The organism is Streptomyces luomodiensis (assembly GCF_031679605.1).
Taxonomy (GTDB): Bacteria; Actinomycetota; Actinomycetes; order Streptomycetales; family Streptomycetaceae; genus Streptomyces; species Streptomyces luomodiensis.
Genome location: NZ_CP117522.1, coordinates 5,453,306 through 5,470,894 on the forward strand (window position 1 = coordinate 5,453,306; position 17,589 = coordinate 5,470,894).

The 17,589-nt window shown below is 72.3% G+C and carries 13 protein-coding genes; 4 read left to right on the forward strand and 9 right to left on the reverse strand.

From position 1 onward, the window contains the following. The first annotated feature begins 74 nt into the window (after positions 1-74). Positions 75-1,616, forward strand: a complete 1,542-nt coding sequence (locus PS467_RS23010) for a helix-turn-helix domain-containing protein (RefSeq protein ID WP_311036842.1) — start codon at positions 75-77, stop codon at positions 1,614-1,616. Here the strand turns inward: PS467_RS23010 and PS467_RS23015 are convergent. After that, entirely contained in the window at positions 1,588-4,605 is a 3,018-nt protein-coding gene (locus PS467_RS23015) for an NACHT domain-containing protein (protein WP_311036843.1), read from the reverse strand. The genes PS467_RS23010 and PS467_RS23015 overlap by 29 nt on opposite strands. Before the next feature lie 308 nt (positions 4,606-4,913). Between PS467_RS23015 and PS467_RS23020 the strand changes: the two genes are divergently transcribed. Beyond that, the gene (locus PS467_RS23020) at positions 4,914-5,513 is read left to right on the forward strand and encodes a M23 family metallopeptidase (protein ID WP_311036844.1); all 600 of its coding nucleotides are present in this window, start codon (positions 4,914-4,916) and stop codon (positions 5,511-5,513) included. 21 nt (positions 5,514-5,534) lie between these two features. On the opposite strand, the gene PS467_RS23025 is transcribed toward PS467_RS23020, so the two are convergent. Further along, positions 5,535-6,113, reverse strand: a complete 579-nt coding sequence (locus PS467_RS23025; RefSeq protein ID WP_268973551.1) for a TetR/AcrR family transcriptional regulator — start codon at positions 6,111-6,113, stop codon at positions 5,535-5,537. A gap of 172 nt (positions 6,114-6,285) precedes the next feature. On the opposite strand from PS467_RS23025, the gene PS467_RS23030 reads away from it, so the two are divergent. Further along, positions 6,286-7,911 carry an MDR family MFS transporter gene (locus PS467_RS23030; protein ID WP_311036845.1) on the forward strand — a complete coding sequence of 542 codons (1,626 nt, stop codon included), beginning with the start codon at positions 6,286-6,288 and terminating at the stop codon, positions 7,909-7,911. Positions 7,912-8,033: 122 nt separating this feature from the next. Here the strand turns inward: PS467_RS23030 and cseC are convergent, their stop codons facing one another. The 5 genes from cseC to PS467_RS23055 all read right to left on the reverse strand — a co-directional run bounded on the left by cseC (position 8,034) and on the right by PS467_RS23055 (position 12,642). Further along, the gene (cseC, locus tag PS467_RS23035; RefSeq protein ID WP_311036846.1) at positions 8,034-9,344 is read right to left on the reverse strand and encodes a two-component system sensor histidine kinase CseC; all 1,311 of its coding nucleotides are present in this window, start codon (positions 9,342-9,344) and stop codon (positions 8,034-8,036) included. A gap of 6 nt (positions 9,345-9,350) precedes the next feature. Next, a complete protein-coding gene (gene cseB / locus PS467_RS23040; RefSeq protein WP_268973554.1) occupies positions 9,351-10,058 on the reverse strand; it encodes a two-component system response regulator CseB in 708 nt (235 codons plus the stop codon). A gap of 9 nt (positions 10,059-10,067) precedes the next feature. Beyond that, the gene (locus tag PS467_RS23045; RefSeq protein WP_311036847.1) at positions 10,068-10,793 is read right to left on the reverse strand and encodes a hypothetical protein; all 726 of its coding nucleotides are present in this window, start codon (positions 10,791-10,793) and stop codon (positions 10,068-10,070) included. Beyond that, on the reverse strand, positions 10,781-11,392 hold the full coding sequence (locus tag PS467_RS23050) for a SigE family RNA polymerase sigma factor (RefSeq protein ID WP_268973556.1): 612 nt from the start codon (positions 11,390-11,392) through the stop codon (positions 10,781-10,783). The genes PS467_RS23045 and PS467_RS23050 overlap by 13 nt, the downstream gene beginning before the upstream one ends. A gap of 323 nt (positions 11,393-11,715) precedes the next feature. After that, positions 11,716-12,642: an iron-sulfur binding domain-containing protein gene (locus tag PS467_RS23055; protein WP_311036848.1), complete on the reverse strand. Its 927-nt coding sequence runs from the start codon at positions 12,640-12,642 to the stop codon at positions 11,716-11,718. 250 nt (positions 12,643-12,892) lie between these two features. On the opposite strand from PS467_RS23055, the gene PS467_RS23060 reads away from it, so the two are divergent. Beyond that, the gene (locus tag PS467_RS23060) at positions 12,893-13,765 is read left to right on the forward strand and encodes a hypothetical protein (protein WP_311036849.1); all 873 of its coding nucleotides are present in this window, start codon (positions 12,893-12,895) and stop codon (positions 13,763-13,765) included. Positions 13,766-13,924: 159 nt separating this feature from the next. On the opposite strand, the gene disA is transcribed toward PS467_RS23060, so the two are convergent. Continuing rightward, entirely contained in the window at positions 13,925-14,983 is a 1,059-nt protein-coding gene (gene disA, locus PS467_RS23065; RefSeq protein WP_268977070.1) for a DNA integrity scanning diadenylate cyclase DisA, read from the reverse strand. Between the two features lie 982 nt (positions 14,984-15,965). Further along, positions 15,966-17,390, reverse strand: coding sequence for a DNA repair protein RadA (gene radA, locus PS467_RS23070; RefSeq protein ID WP_311036850.1), 1,425 nt, complete (start codon positions 17,388-17,390; stop codon positions 15,966-15,968). Positions 17,391-17,589: the final 199 nt, after the last annotated feature.

Consider the following 17,589-nt stretch of genomic DNA (forward strand, 5'->3'; position numbering starts at 1 on the left):
ACCAGGGGGAACGTAAGGGGTCTGGGACGCGGGAATGGGACGCGCCGGGCCATGGGAAGGGGAGGCGGGGAACGGTGTCAGGGTCGACAGGGGCCGTCGGCGACGCGGAGGCGCTCGCGGAACTGCTGCGGGGGCTCAAGGAACGCTCGGGGCTGAGCTACGGGGCGCTCGCCAAGCGGCTGCACATGAGCACGTCCACGCTGCACCGCTACTGCAACGGCAGCGTGGTGCCGACCGAGTACGCGCCGGTCGAGCGGCTCGCCCGGGTGTGCCGGGCGACCCCCGAGGAACTGGTCGAGCTGCACCGGCGGTGGATTCTGGCGGATGCGACGCGGGGGCGTAAGGAGCAGCCGGAGCCGGACGGGGCGGCGGTGCGCGGTACCGGGGCCGGTGCCGGGGCCGGGACCGGGGAGCCCGAGAGCGCGTCGGCGCCCGACGCTTCGGCGCCCGGCGCCGGGGACCGCCCGGCTCACCCTGCGGACGCGGACAGCGGACCGCCCGAGGCGGCGGGGGCCCCGGCCGATCCGGGCGGTGGGCTGTCCGAGACCGCGGGCGGGACGGCCCCGGCACCCGTGGGCGGTGAATCCCGCGAACCCGGTGAACCTGGTAGCCCCGGCGAACCCGGTGGCCACAGCAAACCCAGCGAACCCGGCAGAAGTGATGCCACGGTCGTCGGCGACACCACCCCCTCCGCTCCCGCACGGCGGCCCCGTCGGCGTCGCACCGCCCTCATCGCCTCCGTCGCCACCGCCGCCGTTCTGGGCGCCGTCGTACTCGCCGTGAACCTGCCGTCCTCCGGTGGCGACGGCGGTGACGAGAGGGCCGCCGGGGCCGCCAATCCGGCCACCGCCACCAGCACCGGCACCGCCACCGGCCGAGCGGACGACAAGCAGCCGTCCGCCTCGGCCTCCCCCTCTCCCTCCCAGGGCGCGCGGACCGGCAAGCCCTCCGCCTCGGCGTCGGAGTCCGCCGGCCACGGCGGCGGGGGCGCCGACGAGCCCACCGGCGGCGTACCGGTCAACGTCGCCACGCGGCCCTACGTCTACGACAGCCCGTGCAGCCAGCACTTCCTCGTCGACAGCGAGCCCGGACAGGTCGGCCCGCCCGCCGACGAGCAGAACGCGCCCCGCTGGGCCGCCGCGTACGGCGCGGTGTCCTCGGGGGAGCAGCGCGTCGCCCTCACCCTCCAGGGCACCGGGAAGGAGACCGTCGTCCTGGAGGCGCTGCACGTACGCGTCGTCACCAAGCGCGCCCCGCTCGCCTGGAACGACTACTCGATGGGGGTCGGCTGCGGCGGCGGTGTCGAGACCAAGTCGTTCGACGTCGACCTCGACAACGGCAGCCCCACCGTCACCGTCAAGAACGGCCAGCGCGACTTCCCGTACAAGGTCAGCGAGTCCGATCCGGAGGTCTTCTACGTCACCGCCCACACCACGGCGCATGACGTCCGCTGGGATCTCTCCCTGGACTGGTCCAGCGGCGACCGCCACGGCACCGTGCACATCGACAACAACGGCACCCCGTTCCGCACCAGCGCCGCCGTCGGCCGCCCCGGTTACGACTACCCGCTGGGCACCAGCGAGTGGATCAAGCGGGAGGAGCAGCCGCAAACGTGACCCCGGCCGGTCGGGAGCCCGTGACGGGCGCGTTGACGACGGTGACGCTCTCCAGGTCGGGGAGGACGGCGAGCGGGGACGCGTCGACGGGCCGGCCGGGGTCGCCGACGAACCTGACGTGCAGATGACGGAGGCGGGGGAACGCCATGGGCATCCAGGTGGTGTCCAGTTCCGTCCCCAGGACCTGGAGATCCAGCCAGGTGATGCCGGGTGGGAAGCGGCGCGGCAGGACGTGGGCATGGCTGATCGCGATCTTCAGGCGGTCCAGCGCCACCAGTTGGTGCAGGCTTTTCGCGAAGGGCACCGTGCTGGGTGTGTCGCGGGGCGGCTCGAACACCAGCGTACGGAGGGGGAGGGCAGACAGGGGGCCGAGGTCGCGGGCCTGGGGGCAGCCGCTCAGATAGAGCGTTTCGAGGTGCGAGAGGTGGCTGAGCGCGCCGAGATCGGTGACCACGCCATTTCCGCTCAGCCGCAGCCGGGTCACGTCCTCCCCCCTGAGATTGTCCCTGATCTCGTCCTCCGTGAAGTCTCCGCGCAGGATCAGCCAAGGACGCGGCCCCGTGTCCAGGAGCAGGCGCAGATGCTCCATGGACTCGGCCACGAAGTACAGGCCGTCCCGGTCCAGGCGGAGGATCACCTCATGGAAGTACCGCTCGGTGTCGAACCGCCCCCAGCTCGACGCCAGTTGGGCACGCACGCCGATCGACGGGTGGCCGGCGAACCGGGCCAGATACGGGATGGCCGCGTCCACCGGTATGCGTGAGGCCGTGACCACGCAGTATTCCGCCTGCTCGTCGGTCAGTCCCTCCGGCGGGGGCAGGAGCTCCAGCACGAGTGGGCCCACCGTGGCCAGCTCCCGCGCCCGCGCGAGGTCCAGGGGCGGGATGAACCCCATCGCAGCCCGTGTCACCTGGTCCCGTATGCCCGGATCCAGATCGGGCGCGTGCTCCAGGCAGGCCATGGCCAGCAGGTTCTGCCGGAGCGATGCCTTCGGGTCCCATCGCTCCGCCTCCACCAGCAACTTCTCCAGCAGCTCCGCCCGCTCCCTCGGCCGCGCGTGCGCGACCGCCATGCGGATGACGTCCTCCCACTGCGCGTCATGCGCGTTCCGGATCAGCAGGCCCACGTCCCACGCCTCCACCGCCGCCTTCGCGCCCAAGTAGTCCTGGAAGGTGCGGTGGACGAAGTCCACCGTGCCCACCGACGGCTCGCGCAACAGCCCGCTGCGCAGCAGCAGATGGCGCAGGATGGCGGGGGCGTCGCCCAGGGCCTGGGCGGCGGGGACGGAGGGCAGGGCCTCCTCGATGAGGCGCTCCGCGCGGTCGCGGTCCAGTTCGGCCTCGCCGTTGCGGATCAGGTAGTAGGCGAGCCGCTGGAGGAGCTGGATCTGCGGTTCCTCGTCCAGCTGCGTATCGCCGGGCGCGTAGACGCGGCGCTCGGTGTCGCGGCGGGTCAGCAGCATCGACAGCGCCGCGTCGTACAGCGCCTTGCGGCCCGGTGGCAGGTAGCCGCGCCGGGCGCGGTGCAGGGCGCAGATCAGGCCGCACATCAGGGGGTTGGTGGCGAGCCGGCTGAGGTCCTGTTTGGTGCGGACGGCGGTGTGCAGGGCCGACTGGTAGCCGTCCAGCGCCGCCCGTTCCTCCTCCGTACGGCAGGTCTGGCGGGCCGCGTCGTGCCAGCGGTCGATGAACGCCGCCATGTCCTCGCGGCGCATCGGGGACAGCGTGAACTCGGCGAAGTCCTGCGCGCCCAGCCAGTCCTCGGCGACGGCGGAGGGGCGGGAGGTGACCAGCCACAGGTTGTCCGGGTAGGCGATGAGCAGGTCGGCCAGCCAGGCCCGGGTGCGCTCGCGGTCGTGCTCGGGGATCTCGTCGATGCCGTCGATCAGCAGCAGCCCACGGCCGGCGCCCAGGACCCGGTCGGCCCAGCCGGGCGGCTGGGCGCCGTCCAGGGGGTGGTGGACCGAGGCCAGGAACGCGGCGGGGGAGGGCAGGGACTCCCGGCGGGCGATGGTGCGCAGCGGGAGGACGAAGGGGACGCGGCCGATCAGCTGCTCCATCCCGTGCGGTGGCCGCTGCCGCGCGGTGCATACGGCGAGCCACTGGACGAGCGTGGTCTTGCCGGAGCCCGCGCCGCCGCGCAGCAGCACCCGCTGATGGCCGGCGAGCGCCCGGTCGGCGGGGAGGACGCCGGGGAGTACGGCGGGCGGGGCGCCCGCCGCCGCGCCCTCGAACGTCCCCTCCGTCCCCTCCGGGCGGTCCTCGTGCGAGGAGACGGCCTCCAGGCTGAGATACGCGGCGTCCAGCGGCCAGGTGGCCTCGGAGTGGCTGAGGTCGATGCCGACGATGGTCAGCGTGGAGTGCTTGCCGATCATGTACTCCGCGTACCGGCGCTCGAACCCCGCGTCCTGCGCGGACTGGGACGGGATGCGCTCGATCAGGATGTCGATCTTGGTGATCAGCTCGTCGAGCCGGCCGCTCTGTTCGACGAGGGTGCGGGCGACGAAGGTCGAGCGCCGGCTGAAGAAGTGCAGGATGTGCAGGCAGGCGGTGTGGAGGAGGTGCTCGTAGAGGGCGAGTCCGTCCCGGCTCAGGCCGACGGGGGCGCCCAGGCCCGGTGCGGTCTCGATGAGGCGGGCGGCGAGGGCACGGTGGCCGAGCCCCACGGCCTGGACGTCGTCCATGTCGAGGTCGCCGAGCGCGTGCAACGTCGTCGCCAGGCGCATGGCGACCAGGTCGTCCTCGTCGGCGGGGCACGGCCGCTCGCCCGGGGCCGCCTGCTGGATGGCGCGGGCGACGAGTTCGGTGGCCAGCTTGTGCAGATCGTGGAAGTCGAGCGTCCGCTTCTCGCCCCGGAAGGTGACGAGCGAGGAGATACGGACCGGCTTGTCGACCAGCCCGGCGCCCGGACCCTCCTGGACGAACAGTTTTCTGATGAGCGGTGCGACGACGGCCGAGGCGAGGCGAGCGCCGATGGCTGCGGGGTCCACGTCCCTTTCCCCCCGGTGGTCGGGTGTCCCTGGCCGGACAGCGTACAGCGGGCAAGGACCTTGGTCCCGAACCGGACACCCGAAAGTCCCTCCACAGGTGACATCGCGCACAGGCCATTCGGGGACTACTACGCGGAATAGGGGGTGTCGCAGCTCAGAGGTGTTATGGATAGCTCCGGGAATTCCCGGGAGGAACGCATCCGCATGCTCAATTTCCTACGTATCCGCTTAGTAGAAGAACGCCTTGGCCTATTCATCGGAACGGGATAACAAGAGGCGTCACAAAGATGCTTCTGGAGGTACTTCCCATGGCCCCGCGCGCCACCAACCGCCGCTCTTCGCATTCGTCCGTATCCAGGACCCGCGTCGCCGTGATCGCCATGGGCCTGGGCGCCTCGCTCGCGCTCGGCGCCGGCACCGCGTTCGCCGCCGAGGCGTCCTCGGGCGCCACCGCCCCGTCGGTGAGCGCGGCCGCCAAGAAGAAGGCGGACGCCTGGGAGACGCCGGTCGACAAGTACGCGATAGGCGCCGCCTTCGGGCTGGCGGGCAACCTGTGGTCGCACAACCACAGCGGTCAGGACTTCGTGGTGCCGTCGGGCACCCCGGTGCACGCGGCGCACAGCGGTGTGGTCGTCAAGGCGGGCCCGAACGGCGGCGGTGACGGCCCCGCGTACGGCAACGCGATCGTGATCAAGCACGACAACGCGACGTACTCGCAGTACGCGCACCTGTCCCGGATCGACGTGCGGATCGGGCAGACCGTGACCACCGGTCAGCAGATCGGCCTGTCCGGCAACACCGGCAACACCACCGGTCCCCACCTGCACTTCGAGATCCGCACGACGCCGAACTACGGCTCCGCCGTCGAGCCGCTCACGTTCCTCCGCGACCACGGCGTCAAGGTCTGACGCCAGACCTCACCTACCGCCTCACGCGTCGTCCGACGACGCATGAGCCTGCGTCAGCAGGTCGAGGGCGACCTCCAGGAGAGCCTCCCGCTTGTCCTTGGGGTCGCCCTCGAGCGTTTGCAGCGCGAACATCCGCGCGTGCAGGGTGAACAGCGCGGTGACGCTGCGGGTCTGCTCGAGCAGGGGTGCCTCCGGGTCCCGGATCAGGCCGGACAGCGTGAGCACCCGCTCCTTGAAGATCGGGCCGACGCGCAGCTCGCGCACCGTGGCCTGGTTCTCGTGCACGAAGCGCATCATCGGCTCGGCGGTGTCCAGGGCCGCGCTGTAGCGGCGCAGCAGCTCCAGCTTGGTCTCCAGGGTGCGCGGCTGCTCCTGGCCCCAGGCGATCAGCTCGTCCAGCGGCCGGGCCAGGTCCTGGAACAGGCTGAGGACGATGTCCTCCTTGGTCTTGAAGTGGTAGTAGAGCGCCGCCTTGGTGACCTCCAGATGCTCGGCGATCTCGCGCAGCGACGTCTTCTCGTAGCCCTGTGCGGCGAAGAGCTCCAGGGCTACGTCCTGGATGCGCTGACGGGTGTCGCCCCGCCGCGGTGTGCTGCCCATGGTGCTCTCCCGTGCTGGTGTGGCTGCCGTTGGCAGGCCGAACGTAACTTACTTGACGCCCGGCTAGTTGGCGCCTTACCTTCTCCACTGTACTGAACTAGCCGGGCGGCAAGTAAGTAGGCGTCAGGGCTTTCATCACCAGGGGATTACCACCAGGGGGGAGACGGAGAACATGGCCGGCAGACAATCACAGGGCGAAGCGCCACCCGCTTCGCAACCGGCGCGGCCGGCCCAGGGAGCCGGGGGCAAGGCCGAGCCGAAGCAGCGGAGCACCAGTGTGGTGATCCTCGCGTTGATGATCGCGATGCTGCTCGCGATGCTCGACAACATGATCGTCGGCACCGCGATGCCGACCATCGTCGGCGAGCTGGGCGGCCTGGACCATCTCTCCTGGGTGGTGACCGCGTACGCCCTGGCCACCGCCGCCTCGACGCCCATCTGGGGCAAGCTCGGCGACATGTACGGCCGCAAGGGCGTCTTCCTCACCTCCATCGCGATCTTCCTCGGTGGCTCGGCCCTGTCCGGCATGGCACAGAGCATGGGTGAGCTGATCGGCTTCCGGGCCGTCCAGGGCCTGGGCGCGGGCGGACTGATGGTCGGCGTGATGGCGATCATCGGCGATCTGGTGCCGCCCCGGGAGCGCGGCCGCTACCAGGGCATCATGGCCGGTGTGATGGCCGTGGCCATGATCGGTGGCCCGCTGGTCGGCGGCACCCTCACCGACCACCTCGGCTGGCGCTGGATCTTCTACATCAACCTTCCGCTCGGCGCGGTCGCCCTCTTCGCGATCAGCGCGGTGCTGCACCTGCCCAAGAAGCGCTCCGAGGGACGGATCGACTACACCGGCGCCGCCCTGCTGACCGTGGGCATCACCGCTCTCGTGCTGATCACCACCTGGGGCGGCAACGAGTACGCCTGGGGCTCGGCCCAGATCCTCGGGCTCGGCGCGCTCGGTGTGCTCTCGCTCGTCGCTTTCGTCTACGTCGAGCAGCGGGTGGCCGAACCCGTCCTGCCGCTGCACATCTTCCGGAACCGCAACTTCACGCTGGTCACCGCGATCGGCTTCCTCACCGGTTTCGTGATGTTCGGCTCGACCACCTTCCTGCCGCTCTACCAGCAGACCGTCCAGGGCGCCTCGGCCACCAACTCCGGGCTGCTGCTGCTCCCGATGCTGCTGGGCATGCTGGTCGTCTCGCTGGTCGCGGGCCGGGTCACCACCCAGACCGGCAAGTACAAGATCTTCCCGATCGTCGGCGGCTTCCTGATCATGGCCGGCATGTTCCTGCTGTCGCTGATGGACACCGAGACCACCCGCTTCACCTCCGGCGTCTACATGGCGGTGCTCGGCATGGGCATGGGCTGCCTGATGCAGACGACCATGCTCGTGGCGCAGAACAGCGTCGAGATGAAGGACATGGGCGTCGGCAGCTCCTCCGCCACCCTCTTCCGCACCCTGGGCGGCTCCTTCGGTGTCGCGATCCTCGGCGCCCTGTTCACCAGCCAGGTGCAGGACACCATGGCCGAGCGGGCCGGCGATCAGGGCGCGGCCGTCACCTCCGGAAGCGCCCAGCTCGACCCGGCCAGCCTCCCGAAGCTGCCGGCGGCCATCCGGGACGCGTACACCCACGCCGTGGCCGACGGTTCCCACCAGGTGTTCCTGTGGGGCGCGCTGATCAGCATCGCCGCCTTCGTCGCGGCCTGGTTCGTCAAGGAGGTCCCGCTGCGCGGAGCAGCCAAGCCCGCCGACGGCGACGAGGCCCAGGCCGACCAGCCGGCCCCGGTGGCCGAGCCGGTCTGACGGTGACCTCGCCGATTCGGCGGTGACCTCGCGGGACGAGGCGCGGCCGGCGCACCAGCGCCGGCCGCGCCTCGTCGCATACGGCTGCCTCGTCCGCATACCGCCGCACCGTGCGCGAAGGCTCAGTCCGGTACCTCGATGACCGGGAAGCTGCCGGTGTTGGTGGGCGCGGACTCCGGCAGCCACAGCACGGCGACCGCGCCCCGGCCGTCGTCGTCCGGCCCGTCCACCGCCGGATCGGCGTTGCGGAACGTCAGCCGGGCGCCCAGGACGCGCGCCTGGCCCGCGGCTATGGTCAGCCCCAGGCCGTGGCCGGTGCCCGCGCGGTCCTTGCTGCCGGTGCGGAACCGGCTCGGCCCGTCCTTCAGCAGCTCCTCCGGGAAGCCGGGGCCGTGGTCGCGGACGCGCAGCACCCGCCCCTCGACGGTGACCTCGAACGGCGGTTTGCCGTGCCGGGCGGCGTTGGCGAGCAGATTGCCCATGATCCGCTCCAGCCGCCGGGGGTCGGTGGAGACATGGGCGTCCCGCACCACCGTGATCACCGCGTCGGGGGCCACCGACCGGACCCGGCGGGTGATGAACTCGGCCACGGCGATCTCCTGGAGCTCCGCGCGCTCCGCGAAGCCGTCCAGCCGCGCGACCTCCAGAACGTCCTCGACCAGGGTGCGCATCGCCTGCGCCCGGTCCCGGACCAGTTCGGTGGGGCGGCCCGGCGGCAGCAGTTCGGCGGCCGTCAGCAGCCCGGTGACCGGGGTACGCAGCTCATGCGCGATATCGGCGGTGACCCGGCGCTCCGCCTCCAGCCGCTGCTGGAGCGCCTCCGCCATGCCGTCGACGGCACGCGCCAGATCGTCGGTCTCATCGCGCACCCGGCCGCCGATCGCCTCCCGCACCCGCACCTCGGAGTCGCCCTCGGCGAGCTTGCGGGCGGCGGTGGCCGCCTTGCGCAGGCGCCGGGAGAGCTGATCGCCGATCAGCACGCCCAGCGCGATACCGCCCAGCACCACCGCCACCGAGCCGATGATCAGCACCCGGTCGAGGTCCTTCAGGACGGCGAAGCGGTCCTGGAACTTGGCGTGGACGGACAGCACCTTGCCGTTGCGCAGCGGCACCGAGGCCCACACCTCGGGGGTGCCGGTGCCGGAGTCCTCCATATAGGTGGCGCGCTGTCCCCGCCACGCCTCCTTCTTCAGCTGCTCGGGCAGCTCGGGGTCGTCCAGCTTGGCGCCGAATCCCAGCACCCGGGACTGCTCGTACCAGCGCTGGGCGACCTTCACCCGCTCGTCCATCACGGTGCGGTTGTTGTCCAGCATCGACACCCGGGCCGCGTTGTGGACGACGAGGCTCAGCACGATCGCGACGAGCGCGCTCACGACGGCGATGGCCAGACTGACCTTCCACCGCAGCCCGGTGCGCAGTGCCAACCGCCGCACCGCCGCTCAGCCCCTGAGCTTGTAGCCGAAGCCGCGGACCGTCTCGATCCGGTCCTGGCCTATCTTGCCGCGCAGCCGCTGCACATGGACGTCCACGACCCGGGTGTCCCCGCCCCAGCCGTACTCCCAGACCCGCTCCAGCAGCCGGTCCCGGGAGAGCACGGTGCCGGGCGCGGCCGAGAACTCCAGCAGCAGCCGCATCTCGGTCGGGGTGAGCGCGACCCGCCGGCCGCCCTTGCGGACCTCCATGCCCTCGGGGTCGACCTCCAGATCGCCGAAGCGCAGCACCCCGCCGTCGGGCTCCTCGGGGACGGTCTCCCCGCCCCGGCCGCCGGGGCCGCTGGCATGGCCGAAGCGGCGCAGCACGGCCCGGATGCGGGCCACCAGCACCGCGCCGTCGAAGGGCTTGGTCACATAGTCGTCGGCGCCGGCTTCGAGGCCGAGCACCACATCGATGGAGTCGGCGCGCGCCGAAAGCATGATCACGGGAACGGTGGACTCGTCGCGGATCCGGCGGCACAGGCTGACCCCGTCCAGGCCCGGAACCATCACATCGAGCAGCGCGATATCGGGGCGGTCGGCGCGGAAGCGCTCGAGGCCGGTCAGCCCGTCCGGCGCGGCCGTCACGAGGAAGCCGTCGCGCTCCAGGGCGAGCTGCGTGGCTTCACGGATGACATCGTCGTCCTCGACGAAGAGCACATGGGTCTCGGCCACAGCCTCGGGTCAGCCTTCCGTTCCGTCGTCGGCGCCCGCGGGCGGCGCCGGGGTCGGGTCGTCCTTGGGCACATTCTTGCTGTAGTCGGTGTGCTTGCGGGACAGCACCGTGAACACCTTCCGCGCGGCGGTCCAGCGGTAGGTGAGCACATCCTCGCTGGACGGGCAGCAGACCGCGTCCTCGGAGGCGTAGGACAGCTTGGTCACCCGCAGCTCGCCCCCGGACACAGCGGCGTAGACCGGCGGCTGTTCGTCACGGAAGACGCTCTCGTACCGGCCGTCCACCTCGCGGTACACATACGAGCCGATACCGAAGCCGTCGGCGCACGACATGACGTTGATGACCAGGTCGGAGGTGGTGGCGCCGGTCAGCCGGCCGTACGTCACGTCCACCGGGTAGCCCTTGGCCCGCTGCTCGCCCTCGTCGTCCGCGCCGCAGGGCTTCAGACTCGCCTTCAGATCGTCGCTGACGTTCGGATCCGCCTTGACCAGCCTGACCGCTTCGGCCTTCTGCCGGGCCGTCGACGGCAGGCCCGAAGCGGGACCGCCCGCGTACGCACCCGAGTTCGCGGCGGCCGAGGCCCACTCGGTGCGCGCCGGCCCCTCCTTGCGGACACCCTGGCCCGCCGTACCGCATCCGGCCAGCATCCAGCCGCCGACGGCCGCGAGACCCACGACCGCACCGCCGGCCAGCATGGCTGTCGCGCCGGGAGAGGCCCTGGTCAGGCCGCGCACCGTTCCTGCCCCCGCTCCTGGCGGCCGCGCCGGACCCGCGTGTGCTGCCGGACCGTGCCGGCCGGCCTGCCTTCCCTGTCCTGACGGCCGAGCGCACGGGCGTCCAGATCGCGGCTCTCCAGCTCCTGCCGCAGCCGGGCCAGCGCCCGGTGCAGCGTGCTCTTGACCGTTCCGGTCGACATTCCGAGCGCCTCCGCGGTCTCTTCGGTCGTCATCTGCTCCCAGTGTCGCAGCACCACGACACTGCGCTGCTTGGGAGCCAGCACCGAAAGGATGTCCATCAGCAGGGCGCGGTCGGCGTGCTGCTCGGTGCCGTCCTCGACACTCGCCTCCGGAAGCTGCTCGGTGGGCACCTCGTCCAGCTTGCGGGCGCGCCACCACTCGGTACGGGTGTTGATCATCACGCGGCGCAGATAGGCGTCCGCGAGCGACTTGTCGGCTATGCCGTCCCAGCGGCCGTAGGTGCGCACCAGGGCGGTCTGGAGCAGATCCTGTGCCTCGACCGGGTCGGGGATCAGCCGACGGGCGCTGCGCAGCAGCGCGTCCTGCCGATTGCGCACGTACTCCTCAAAGTCCAGAACCTTGCCACTGCCGCACATCTGCAGCCTCCTACGGCCTTCGGGGCGTGACCCGCCCTCTTCCCCACCTGATGTGGCCGGCCTGTCGGTCGGCACGGGAAGGACGCTACGGAGGCGCTGTTGCGGCGCGATGTGCATCCGCACCTCAGCGAACGCACAGCTGTCCATAGGTTGTGTAACAACGGAACCCGGTGCGACGGAGTGTCAGAACCGGGTCCTGGCAGTGTCACAGCTCTGTCACAGACAGGGCCGTGACGAGGCATGACGAGGCGTGACGCAGGTCGGCGGCAGGGCCGTGACGATGTGCGGGTCAGGCCAAGGGCGGCGGGGTGACGAGAGGTGACTCAGGTCAATGGCAGCCGGTAGAGCCCGCCCGCGAGCGGCTCCACCAGCCCGTCGGAGACCAGCCCGTCGAGCGCGCGGGCCCGCTGCACCGGCTCGTCCCACACCTGGTCCAGCACCGCCTGCGGCACCGGCGCCACCGCCTCCCGCAACACCGCGAGCAGCTTGCCGCGCACCTGGCGGTCCGTGCCCGCGTAGGTCTGGCCGCGCCGCGGCGGCCCGTCGTGCTCCGGGGAACCGGCCTGCCGCCAGGCGCACAGCGTGGCGATCGGGCAGCGCGCGCAGTCGGGGGTGCGGGCCGTGCAGACCAGCGCGCCCAGCTCCATCGTGGCGGCCGCCCAGCGCGCCGCGGTCCGCTCCTCGTCGGGGAGCAGGGCGCGGGCCAGCTTGCGCTCGGCGGCGGTGGTGGCGTTCGGCGGGTACTGCGCACCGCTGACCGCGCGGGCGAACACCCGGCGGACATTGGTGTCCAGGACCGGATGGCGCTGGCCGTACGCGAACGAGGCCACCGCCGCGGCCGTGTACTCGCCCACCCCCGGCAGCGCCAGCAGCTGGGCGTGGTCGCTCGGCACATCGCCGCCGTGCCGCTCCCTTATGGCGGCCGCGGCGCCGTGCAGCCGCAGCGCCCGGCGCGGATAGCCCAGCCGGCCCCAGGCGCGGACCGCCTCACCGGGCGGCTCGGCGGCCAGGTCGGCCGGGCGCGGCCAGCGGGCGAGCCACTGCTCGTACACCGGCAGCACCCGGTTCACCGGGGTCTGCTGGAGCATGAACTCGCTCACCATCACACCCCAGGCGCCGGCCTCGGGGCGACGCCAGGGGAGGTCGCGCGCGTGCGCGTCGAACCAGTCGATGACGGGCCGGTGCAGTACGGCTCCGTCGGGGGCGGGGGATGCGGCGGCCGGGACGGCGGAAGCGGAAATGGCAGTCATCGCTCTCGATCCTGACACGACGGGACGGCTCGCGGGGGCCCAGGGCGCGGGCGTTCGGGTCGAGCCGCGTCACGTCGCCCCGAAAACGCGCAATCCGGGCACCGGCGCGGGAACGGATGGCCGCGTGCCGCGCCGGGGTACGGCCTCGGGACGGCCTCATGTGCCCGATCCGGTCGGATCATGAGAAAAGTAGGGCCTGGAGCGGGGGTTATTGGCCGGTAAGGCGGCCGATCTCTCGTAGAGTTTCCACGTGGGATCTCTGCGCAATCCGATCGGGCCGCTTCCCTCCTCCATTTACTGGCGGCGGAGGGCCGTTGCGCTGGCCCTGCTCATAGCCATCGTGATCCTGGTCATCTGGGCCTTCGGCTGGGGTGGTGCGGGCGGCGGCGGAAGCGACGAGGGCAAGGGATCGGGCGGCGGGGGGCCCGCGAGCACGATCACCCCGGGACCCTCCTCGTCCGGGCCGGTGAACAGCGAACGGCCGGGCGGGCGCGATGAGTCGGACGGCGGCGGCTCCGGCTCCGGAGACTCCGGCGGCTCCGGCGGCAGCGGCGGTTCGGACGACGGCGGTACCGACGAGAGCGGCGGTGGCGCGGGCGGCGGCAGCGGCTCCGGCGGCGCGGGCGGCTCCTCGGGCGGCTCGGCGGGCGGTGCCGACGGCATCGGCACCGGGACCGGGCAGGGCCTGCCCGCCGGATCGAGCCTGCCGGACTGCCGCCGTGGCGACGTGGAGTTGACGGTGCGCAGCGTCAAGGACTCGAAGGTCAAGAACACCTGGGCGCCGGACGAGAAGCCCACCTTCGAGATCGTCGTCAAGAACACCGGGTCGAACTCCTGCAAGGTCGACTTCGGGCGCGCGGCAGCCTCGCTGACCATCACGGACGCCGACAACGCCCACGTCTGGGCCTCCGGCGACTGCCCGGAGGGCAGCGCCAGCGCACTGGTCGAGGTGCCGGGCTCCGGCCAGACCAAGCGCACCGTGGAGTGGGACCGCAAGCGCAGCGCCGAGCACTGCGCCACCCCGTCGGGCAGCGCGTCGGCCAAGGCCGGCACGTATCTGGTCGAGGCGAAGGTGGACGGCCTCGGCACGGCCCAGGTGTCGTTCGTCCTCGCGAAGGACTGAGGAGAGATCCCGGGGCGCCGGGCGCCGTAACGCATGCGGCGCCCCGCCCACGTACACGGGACGTGCAGCGGCCGGACGTACCGGTGGTGTCGCTACCGGCCGGACGTACCGGTGGTGCCGTTGCCGGACGGCCGTACCGCCGCCGCTAGCGGTACGCCGCTAGACGTACCGCTCCAGGATGGACGACTCGGCCAGCCGCGACAGGCCCTCGCGGACCGAGCGCGCCCGCGCCTCGCCCACGCCGTCCACCATCTGGAGATCGTCCACGCTCGCCGCCAGCAGCTTCTGCAGGCCACCGAAGTGCTCCACCAGCCGCTCGATGATGGCGCCCGGAAGCCGCGGCACCTTGGCCAGCAGCCGGAAGCCGCGAGGCGAGACCGCCGAGTCGAGGGTCTCGGGCGAGCCGGTGTAGCCCAGCGCACGGGCCACGATGGGCAGTTCGAGCAGCTCGGCGTGGGTCAGCCGGTCCAGCTCGGCGAGCGCGTCGGCCACCGTGCGGGTGCGCTTGGCGGTCGGCTCGGGGACGTAGTCGCGCGCCACCAGCTCACGCTCCGGCTCGACGCCCGCGATCAGCTCGTCCAGCTGGAGGGAGAGCAGCCGGCCGTCCGTGCCCAGCTCGACCACGTACTCCGCGATCTCGGTGGCGATGCGCCGGACCATCTCCAGCCGCTGCGCGACCGCGCTCACGTCCCGGACGGTGACCAGGTCCTCGATCTCCAGGGCCGAGAGCGTGCCCGCGACCTCGTCGAGGCGGAGCTTGTAGCGCTCCAGGGTGGCCAGCGCCTGGTTGGCGCGGGAGAGGATCGCCGCCGAATCCTCCAGGACCCGCCGCTGACCGTCGACGTACAGCGCGATCAGCCGCATCGACTGGCTGACGGAGACCACCGGGAACCCGGTCTGGATGGAGACGCGCTGCGCGGTGCGGTGCCGGGTGCCGGTCTCCTCGGTGGGGATCGCCGCGTCGGGGACCAGCTGCACCCCGGCCCGCACGATCTTGGTGATGTCCTTGTCGAGGACCAGCGCGCCGTCCAGCTTGCACAGCTCGCGCAGCCGGGTCGCGGTGAACTCGACGTCGATGACGAAGCCGCCGGTACACAGCGACTCGACGGTCTTGTCGGTGCCGAGCACGATCAGGCCGCCGGTGTTTCCCCGGAGGACGCGCTCAAGGCCGTCGCGCAGGGCCGTGCCGGGCGCGACCGCGCTCAGGGAGGCACGCATCAGACCGTCGGCCTTGCCGGGTGCCGTTGCCCGGTCGCCTGCTGCCACTGCACTCCTCCGTCGCAAGGTCTGTCGGTGCCGCGAGTCGCCCTGCCATGCCGGTGTGCGAGGCCACGTACGGGCGAGACCAGGGCAAAGTCTACCGGCGGCCACCGGCCTCCCGTGGGGTCTCCCGGCGTACGCCCGTGGCCGCGAAACGGAGCGCGACTCCCCGCGCGCCCCGCGCCCCACGGCCCACCGGCCCCCACCGCGCACCCTCACCAGCCCACACGGTCGCCCGCCCGCTGCGCTACCGCGATGCCTCGCCGGCGCCCGCGGTCATCTGTCCGCCAGGCCACCGCAACGCCTCACCAGGGCACGCGGTCACCTGTCCGCTGGGGCGCGGCGGCCGCGCCGCGATGTCTGGCCAGGGTGTCCCGGCTACTTGCCTGCTGGGGTGTCGCGATGCCTCGTCAGGGCGTGCGGTGACCTGTCCGCTGGGGTACCGCCGTCGCGCCGCGGTGTCTGGCCGGGGTGTTCCGGCCACTTCCCGCCGGGGCGCCGCGTGCTCTCGCCGGCGCATTCCGTTCTCCGCCTGCTGGGGTGTCGCGATGCCTCGTCAGGGCGTGCGGTGACCTGTCCGCTGGGGTACCGCCGTCGCGCCGCGGTGTCTGGCCGGGGTGTCCCGGCCACCTTCCCGCCGGGGCGCCGCGTGCTCTCGCCGGCGCATTCCGTTCTCCGCCTGCTGGGGTGTCGCGATGCCTCGCCAGGGCGCGCGGTGACCTGTCCGCTGGGGCGCGGCGGCCGCGCCGCGATGTCTGGCCAAGGCACCCCGGCCACCCGCCCGCCGGGGGCCGTCGTGCCTGGCCAGGGCACACACGGCCACCCACTCGCCGGGGCACCGCCGCGCTTACCGAGCGCTCAGCCGGTTGTGTCCCATCAGCGTCTCGCCCGTCACCTCAGCCACGGTCATCCGCACCCGACTCCGCACCCGACCACGGCGTCAGCCGCGATCCTCCGCGCCCGACCGCGCCTTCTCACTCCGCTCCCGCCGCCGGGGCAGCACCCGCAGCGCGTCCCCGATGTCCGCGACCTCCAGCACCCGCATCCCGTCCGGTATCCGGCCCGGGTCGCCCGGTACCAGGGCGTGGGTGAAACCGAGCCGGGCCGCCTCCGCCAGCCGCCGCTGCACCCCGGTGACCCGCCGGACCTCGCCCGCGAGCCCCACCTCGCCGATGGCCACCAGGTTCTTGGGCAGCGGGGTGTCACTGGCGGCGCTGGCCAGCGCGAGCGTCACGGCGAGGTCCGCGGCGGGCTCGGACAGCTTCACCCCGCCGACCGTGGCGCTGTAGATGTCCCGCTTGCCCAGCGCGCTGATCCGGCCGCGCTGCTCCAGCACGGCCAGCATCATCGAGACCCGGGAGGTCTCCAGACCGGAGGTGGTGCGGCGCGGGGAGGGGATCTGGGAGTCGACGGTGAGCGCCTGCACCTCGGCCACCAGCGGCCGGCGGCCCTCCAGGGTGACTGTCAGACAGGTGCCCGGCACCGGCTCGTCGCGGCGGGTGAGGAACAGCCCGGAGGGGTCGGCGAGCCCGGTGATGCCCTCGTCGTGCAGCTCGAAACAGCCGACCTCGTCCGTGGCCCCGTAGCGGTTCTTCACGCCCCGGACCAGCCGCAGCCGGGCGTGCCGGTCGCCCTCGAAGTGCAGGACGACATCGACCAGATGCTCCAGCAGCCGGGGCCCCGCGATGGCGCCGTCCTTGGTGACGTGGCCCACCAGCAGCGTGGACATACCGCGCTCCTTGGAGGCGCGGATGAGCGCCCCGGCCACCTCGCGCACCTGCGCCATCCCGCCGGGCGCGCCGTCGATCTCGGGCGAGGCGACGGTCTGCACCGAGTCCAGGACGAGCAGCGAGGGCTTGACCGAGTCGAGATGGCCGAGGACCGCGGAGAGGTCGGTCTCGGCGGCGAGGTAGAGATGGTCGCTCAGCGCGCCGATGCGGTCCGCGCGCAGCCGCACCTGGCTCGCCGACTCCTCACCGGTGATGTAGAGCGTGCGGTGCTCGTCGGAGGCGGCCTTGGCGGCGACGTCCAGCAGCAGCGTGGACTTGCCGACCCCGGGCTCCCCGGCGAGCAGCACGACCGCGCCCGGGACCAGCCCGCCGCCGAGCACCCGGTCGAGCTCGTCCACGCCGGTGCTGCGCGCGGTGGCCTGACGGCCGTCGACCTGGCCGATGGGCAGGGCGGCCGAGGTGACCCGGCCGGGTGTGGTGGTCCGCACCGCGGGCGCGCCGTACTCCTCGACCGTGCCCCACGCATGGCACTCCGGGCAGCGGCCGAGCCACTTGGCGGTGGTCCAGCCGCACTCCGTGCAGCGGTAGGAGGGCCGGTCCTTGGCGGATGAACGGGAGGAGCTACGGGCAGCCATGCCGTAACGCTAGCGTCGGCCACCGACAGAGCCGAACGGCGGCCGCGACGGCAGCGCGCGCCATGTGGGGGAGGCCACCTGTCGCATAGCAGGTCGCGGCCACCGAAGAGGGACACCTGTCCCCTTATGAGCGAGATGGTCACCCGTAAGGGTTAAAACCGTGCAAGTGGCGCGAGGAAGTCTGCATCATCCGCCTACC